Origin of the sequence: Natronomonas sp. (genome assembly GCF_036625485.1) — an archaeon.
In the GTDB taxonomy this organism is placed as follows: domain Archaea; phylum Halobacteriota; class Halobacteria; order Halobacteriales; family Haloarculaceae; genus Natronomonas.
In genome coordinates this window covers 1-6,045 of record NZ_JAZKTR010000143.1, presented here as the reverse complement: position 1 = coordinate 6,045, position 6,045 = coordinate 1, and the positions used below count along the sequence as shown (strand labels likewise).

5 protein-coding genes are annotated in these 6,045 nt (G+C 65.7%); 1 reads left to right on the top strand and 4 read right to left on the bottom strand.

Annotated elements, in window-relative coordinates; all coding sequences use genetic code 11:
* Positions 1-10: 10 nt before the first annotated feature.
* A complete protein-coding gene (locus V5A53_RS12095) occupies positions 11-2,488 on the top strand; it encodes a DEAD/DEAH box helicase (protein ID WP_332313869.1) in 2,478 nt (825 codons plus the stop codon).
* Between the two features lie 18 nt (positions 2,489-2,506).
* On the opposite strand, the gene V5A53_RS12090 is transcribed toward V5A53_RS12095, so the two are convergent.
* The 4 genes from V5A53_RS12090 to V5A53_RS12075 form a co-directional block, all read right to left on the bottom strand.
* Positions 2,507-3,475, bottom strand: a complete 969-nt coding sequence (locus V5A53_RS12090) for a WD40/YVTN/BNR-like repeat-containing protein (RefSeq protein ID WP_332313868.1) — start codon at positions 3,473-3,475, stop codon at positions 2,507-2,509.
* A gap of 77 nt (positions 3,476-3,552) precedes the next feature.
* Positions 3,553-4,734 carry an MFS transporter gene (locus V5A53_RS12085; protein WP_332313867.1) on the bottom strand — a complete coding sequence of 394 codons (1,182 nt, stop codon included), beginning with the start codon at positions 4,732-4,734 and terminating at the stop codon, positions 3,553-3,555.
* Positions 4,735-4,825: 91 nt separating this feature from the next.
* A complete protein-coding gene (locus V5A53_RS12080; RefSeq protein ID WP_332313866.1) occupies positions 4,826-5,818 on the bottom strand; it encodes a winged helix-turn-helix domain-containing protein in 993 nt (330 codons plus the stop codon).
* A 60-nt stretch (positions 5,819-5,878) separates the two neighbouring features.
* The coding region (locus V5A53_RS12075; protein ID WP_442928697.1) for an aldo/keto reductase at positions 5,879-6,045 on the bottom strand (167 nt) is incomplete at its 5' end.

Sequence of the window (6,045 nt, the reverse complement as noted above, 5' to 3'; positions counted from 1 at the left end):
CGAGGAGTAGATGGCGACAGCCACGGACGACGCGGAGTACATCGAGGGGCCGATGTTGGTCGACGGCTTCATCGAGGACCGCCGCTACCAGCGCAAACTGGCCGAGACGGCCAAGGCCGACCACACCCTCGTCTGCCTGCCGACCGGCCTCGGCAAGACGGCCGTGAGTCTGCTCGTGACGGCCCACCGTCTCGCCGAATACGGCGGCAAATCCCTCCTTTTGGCTCCGACCAAACCGCTCGTCCAACAGCACGCGACGTTCTACCGGGAAGCCCTCGACGTCGACGACGACGAGGTGGTCGTCTTCACCGGCGATGTCCGCCCCGACGACCGCGCCGAGTTGTGGGACGACGCACGCGTTATCTGTGCGACGCCACAGGTCGTCGAGAACGACCTCGTCGGCAACCGCGTCTCGCTTTCGGCGGTCACCCACATCACCTTCGACGAGTGCCACCGCGCAACTGGCGATTACGCTTACAACTACATCGCCGACCGCTACCATCAGGACGCCGACCGGCCCTTGGTGACGGGCATGAGCGCCTCACCGGGCGGCGACAAGGAGGAGATCCTCACCGTCTGCGACAACCTCGGCCTGCGGGAGGTGGCGGTGATGACCGAAGACGACGCCGACGTGGACGACCACACCCACGAGACGAGCGTCGAGTGGGAGCGCGTCGAACTCCCTGACACCGTTATCGAGATCCGGGACGGGCTCAACGAGGTGATTTCCGAGCGACTGGAGAAACTGAAGGGACTGGGCGTGACCAACTCCACGGACCCGAACATGTCCCAGCGCGATCTGAACAAGATTCGGGCGAAACTCCAGCAACTCATCAACAACGACGACAGCAACGGCTACAAAGGCATGTCCGCCCACGCGGAGATAATGAAACTCCGGCGGGCCGTCGAACTCGTCGAGACTCAAAGCGTCGAATCGCTCCGCCGGTACTTCGAACGCCAGCGCGACGCCGCCCGTTCCTCCGGCTCCTCGAAGGCCTCCCAGCGGTTCGTCTCCGAGCCGAAAGTCAAGGAGGCGATGCGGAGAGCCGAGGAGTTCGACGATCTCCACCCCAAGTTCCGCCGGACACGCATCCTGCTGGCCCAGACGCTCGGCATCGAGAACGGCGAGCGCGTCATCGTCTTCACCGAATCCCGAGACACCGCCGAGACGCTGACGGAGTTTCTCGGCGAACACTTCGAGACCCAGCGGTTCGTCGGTCAGGGCGACAAGGAGGGCTCCGACGGGATGACCCAGAAGGAGCAGAAGGAGACGCTCGATGCGTTCCGGAACGGCGAGTTCGAGGTACTGGTCTCCACCAGCGTCGCCGAGGAAGGCCTCGACGTGCCCGACGTCGACCTCGTGCTGTTCTACGAACCGGTCCCGAAGGGGATTCGCTCCATCCAGCGGAAGGGCCGGACCGGCCGCGCCAGCGAGGGCGCAGTCGTGGTCCTTCTGGCCGAAGACACCCGCGACGAGGCGTTCTTCTGGATCTCCCGCAGGGAAGAAAACAAGATGGAAGAAGAGTTACGGAAACTGAAGAATATCGAGGGCGAAATCGAGGCGGAGATCGCCCAACAGAAGGGCCTCTCGGAGTTCGAGGGGGAGAGCGAGGCAGACACGGACGACGAAGAGGAGACGAATACGGATGCAGACGAAACCGACGTATCGGCCGAAGACCCTGGCGACGAATCCGAAAGCGAAGCCGACGAAGCAACCGATTCGTCCGATGGCAGAGACGGACAGGCCGGACTCACCGATTTCTCCTCGGACGTAGACGACGAACCGGAGGAGGACCTCGACTCCGTCCCGGTCGCCGAACCCGATGGTGAGACGGTCGAGATCGTCGCCGACCAGCGGGAACTCGACTCCCACATCGCCCGGGACCTCTCGACCCGCGAGGGCATCGAGACGCAACTCGAAACCCTCGAGGTCGGCGACTACGTCCTCTCGGACCGCGTCGTCGTCGAACGGAAGGCCGTCAACGACTTCCTCGATACGCTGACCGGCGGCGACCGCTCGATGTTCGAGCAGGTCGGCGCCGCCGCCCGCTACTACGGCCGGCCCCTCGTCATCATCGAGGGCGAGGGCCTCTACGAGAAGCGGAACGTCCACCCGAACGCGATTCGGGGCGCCCTCGCGTCGCTCGCGGTCGATTTCGGCGCGAGCGTGATGCAGACGGCCGACCCCGAGGAGACCGCCGACCTGCTGGAGGTCATCGCCACCCGCGAACAGGAGACCGACGACCGCGAGGTGTCGGTCCACGGCGAGAAGGGCGGCAAGACGCTGACGGAGAGCCAGGAATACGTCGTCTCCTCGGTCGCCGAGGTCGGCCCCATCACGGCCCGCGGCCTGCTGGAGCACTTCGGCAGCGTCGAGGCCGTGATGACCGCCGACGAGGATGAACTGCAGGAAGTCGATGGCGTCGGCGAGGTGACCGCCGAGCGGATTCGCGAGATTACCGGCAGTACCTACGCCGACTCGGAGTAACCGGTTTCGGGGCCGCCATCAGTTCTCGACCCACAGCAGCGGCGTGTAACTCCCGGCGAAGTTCTCGGAGACGGGCAGCGTCGCGACGACCGACCAGTCGCCGTCTCGGCCCCGCAGGACTGCCCCGCGGTGGGTGCCGATGAGGACCCCATCGTCGCCGGCGGTGATGCCGGTGACCGTCGCGTCGTCGCGGGGATGGGCGACCGGTTCGAGGGCGCCGCCGTCCCGGAAGACGAACAGTTCGGGGTCGGCATCGTCCTCGTCCCACGTCGAGGTGTGTGCCATCGCGGCGCCGGCATACACCGCGCCGTCGACAGCCGCGACCGACCGGAAATACCGCTGGTCGTAGGCCTCGTCGAGACGCGTCCACGAGCGTCCGGCGTCCGTCGTTCGGAACAGGCCGAATCCGGTTGCAGCGACGAACTCTTCGGGACCGAGAACGGTCAGTTCGTGGACGTCGTCGTGGGCCTCGCCCCGGCGTTCGGTCCACGTCTCGCCGCCGTCCTCGCTGAGGTGGACGCCGCCGACTTCGACGCCGGCGATGACGCGGTCGGACGCGTCGGGATGGACGTGCACGTCCCGGACCTGCGCGAGGTCGTCGTGGCGGGGGAGTCGCCATTCTTCGCGCGATGGCAACTCCTGAAAGCCGTCGAGTTCGCGCCACTCGGGCGTGTCCTCGGGGTCGATTCTGTCGCCCGTCTCCGCGACGTAGACGTGTGCGGGACGCGTACCCGCGTACAGTCGCCCGTCCGGGGCGGCCCCGACCGAGTAGACCTTCGTTTCCGGCACGTCCAGATCCGTCCAGTCGTGACCGTCGGGGGAGTGGTACAGTCCAGTCGTCGTGGCGGCGAAGACGCCATCGAAGACATCGAACGACCGAATTCGCATGACTGCGCCGGTATCGAGCGCGGTCTCGACGGTTGGGTCGTCCGGACCGTCGACGTTCGTCAGTCGATAGAGACCGTCTTCGCTTCCAGCGAGTAGCATATTCGGTGCGTCTCCCGGGAACGGCAAAAGCGCTCGCTGAAAGGCGTTTATGTAGGATATCTGCCAGAGTGTCGGCGCTACGACGGCACGGCGTCGGTGGTCGGAGTCCGAACCGGCCGCGTGGCGACCCACAGGAGGCCGCCGAGCGTGGCAACGGCCACGCCCGTCGCCGAGAGGAACGTCAGGGGGCCGACGGCGGCAGCAACGCGGCCTCCGAGCACGTTCGCGGTGCCGGACGCGAGCGTAAGCACCATCGAGACGCCAGAAAGGACCGTCGACCGGCCGACGTCGTCGAGTCGCTGGTTGATGTACTCGTTTCGGACGGGACGAGTAACCCGCTGAATCCCCCGTCTCACGAACAACGCGGGGAGCAAAAGCAGTGGAACGACCGAGAAACTGGCATACGCGATGCCGACGACGGGGACGAGCAGGAGTAGAACGCCGTGGGTGCCGAGGCGGTCCTGGAGGGGGCCGGCAGCGCTCGATGCGACCGCCGAGACCAGTTTGAACGCGGCATAGAGAACCCCGAGGCCGGTGATGGAGACGCCGACGCTCCGCATGGCCGGCTGTTCGAACACTCGCGTCACCGAGAAGGCGAGGTGGAACAGCGCGGCGTAGAGGACGATCCAGCGAATCGACGGCTGGAACAGCTTCTCGCGTAGCACGTTGGCGGCTTCGCGAACGCCGATACCGGGGTCATCGTCGCTCGTTCGCGCCGTTCGCGGAAGCGTGAACAGGAGCGGGATTCCGAGTGCCGCCAGCCCCGCGTTCGCCAGAAACGGGGTCGCCGGGTCGACAGTATATAAAACGCCTGCGACGAGCGCCGTCACCGCGGAGACGGCACGCAGGGTCGAGTCGGCACGCCCGCTGATACGGGCGTGTTCGTCTTCGGTGTCGCGTTGGGCCAGCAGTTCGTAGAGCCACGCGTCGGCGATGCCGGTCCGGAACGTCCAGCCGACGGCCCACAGCACGTAGACGGCCGCGAAATCCAGCGTCGAGTCGGCGACGGTAAAGCCGAGCATTACCGCGACGACGATGCCGTTGCCGACCGCGAGGGCGTCCCGTCGGCCGATGCGGTCCGCGACGTATCCCGTCGGCAACTCCGAGACGACCATCGTCAGCGAGAACAGTCCCTGCACGAGGCCGATATCCGCGAGACCGAGCCCCTGTGCTTCCATGTAGATGACCGAGACGGGGATGTAAAATCCGGGCGACAACGTGGCTCGATAGAGGTAGTAGCGACGAACCAGCGAGACCATATCCGCGGTAGTTCCAGCGGCTACAAAGCCGTTCCCGGACGAACATTATTGTAGAAATATTTATATTACAGCGAGGGTCGCGATGTGGCCCTCACGAACCGTCCGCGTCGTGTGTCTCGGCTTCGACGACCTCGAAGTCGTCGTCGACGGTCAGGGTGATGGCGTCGCCGTCGGCGGTGAAGGTAAACCGCGCCTCGAAGGGGTCTGCTTCGAGGAGTTCCTCCTCGTAGTCCATCACGACCGATGCGTACCGATACTGGTCGGGAGAGACGAGATCGATACCGTGGCCGGTCAGGAACGCCTGCAAGTCGATGTTATCGAAGAGGAAGAGCCCGAAGGCGACCCGTTGGCCGAAGACGCAGTTGGGACAGGTGGCCTCGTGGAGTATCGCATACCGGCTGTTGCAGTTGTCACAGCCGCCGTCGGAATCGTGGTCCTCGCAGATTTTCGTATCCTCCTCCAGCGTGGCCGAACATCGCGGACACATACCGCCTGCGGCTACCTGCCGTTCGGAGAGGCTCCACGCCGTTGCGGCGTCGTAGGCGTCGGTCAGCGTCCGGTCTCCCAATCCGACGGGCGGCAGGTTCAGGTTGCCAAGAAAGCCGTACTGGTAGGGGACCTCGCCCGTGTCCTCCTGGGTGTTGCTCTTGCCGTAGGTGCCGGCACACTCCGTACAGTAGACTTCGAGGCGCTCCTGTCGATAGGCGACCTCGACGGTCGCCCCGCAGTAGTGACACCGTCGGTCGATTTCCGTGGGCGCTACCCTCGGGTCCTCGGTCACCGCACCGGAGAGGACCGCCTCGGCGATTCGGCCGCCGGCGCGATAGAGGTCGTAGCCCTCCTCGGACCGCTCGACGAAGTGGCCGACGAGTTTGTCGAGGTGGTAGTTGAACTGCGCCGAGTCGACGGTCCCCACCTGCTCGCGGAGGTCCGAAAAGGAAAGCGGCCGGTCGGCCCGGTCGGTCGTCGCCAGCGCTTCGAGAATCCGTATCCGGATGTCGTGGCCGATGGCAGCGAAGGCCTCGTCCGGCGGGAGGGTCCCCTCGTCGGCCTCGCTGTTCCCTTCGTTCGACTCACGTCCCATACGAGTACCTCACCGGACGCACACGTAAATCCCGACCGTCGGCCGGTCAGACAGGCCGGCTTACAGCCCCGCGTAGGGGCCGCCCTTGGCTTCGGTCAGGCGGTCGACCTGCTCTTCGGAGAGGTCGATGGTCGCCGCGTCGAGGTTCTCTTCGAGTTGCTCGACGGTCCGAGCGCCGACGATGGGCGCGGTGACGCCGTCCCGATGCATGAGCCACGCCAGCGCGG

Coding starts and splice junctions, on each gene's coding strand:
- V5A53_RS12080 (WP_332313866.1), bottom strand. CDS start 5,818: ATGGGACGTGAGTCGAACGAAGGGAACAGCGAGGCCGACGAGGGGACC.
- V5A53_RS12090 (WP_332313868.1), bottom strand. CDS start 3,475: ATGCTACTCGCTGGAAGCGAAGACGGTCTCTATCGACTGACGAACGTC.
- V5A53_RS12095 (WP_332313869.1), top strand. CDS start 11: ATGGCGACAGCCACGGACGACGCGGAGTACATCGAGGGGCCGATGTTG.
- V5A53_RS12085 (WP_332313867.1), bottom strand. CDS start 4,734: ATGGTCTCGCTGGTTCGTCGCTACTACCTCTATCGAGCCACGTTGTCG.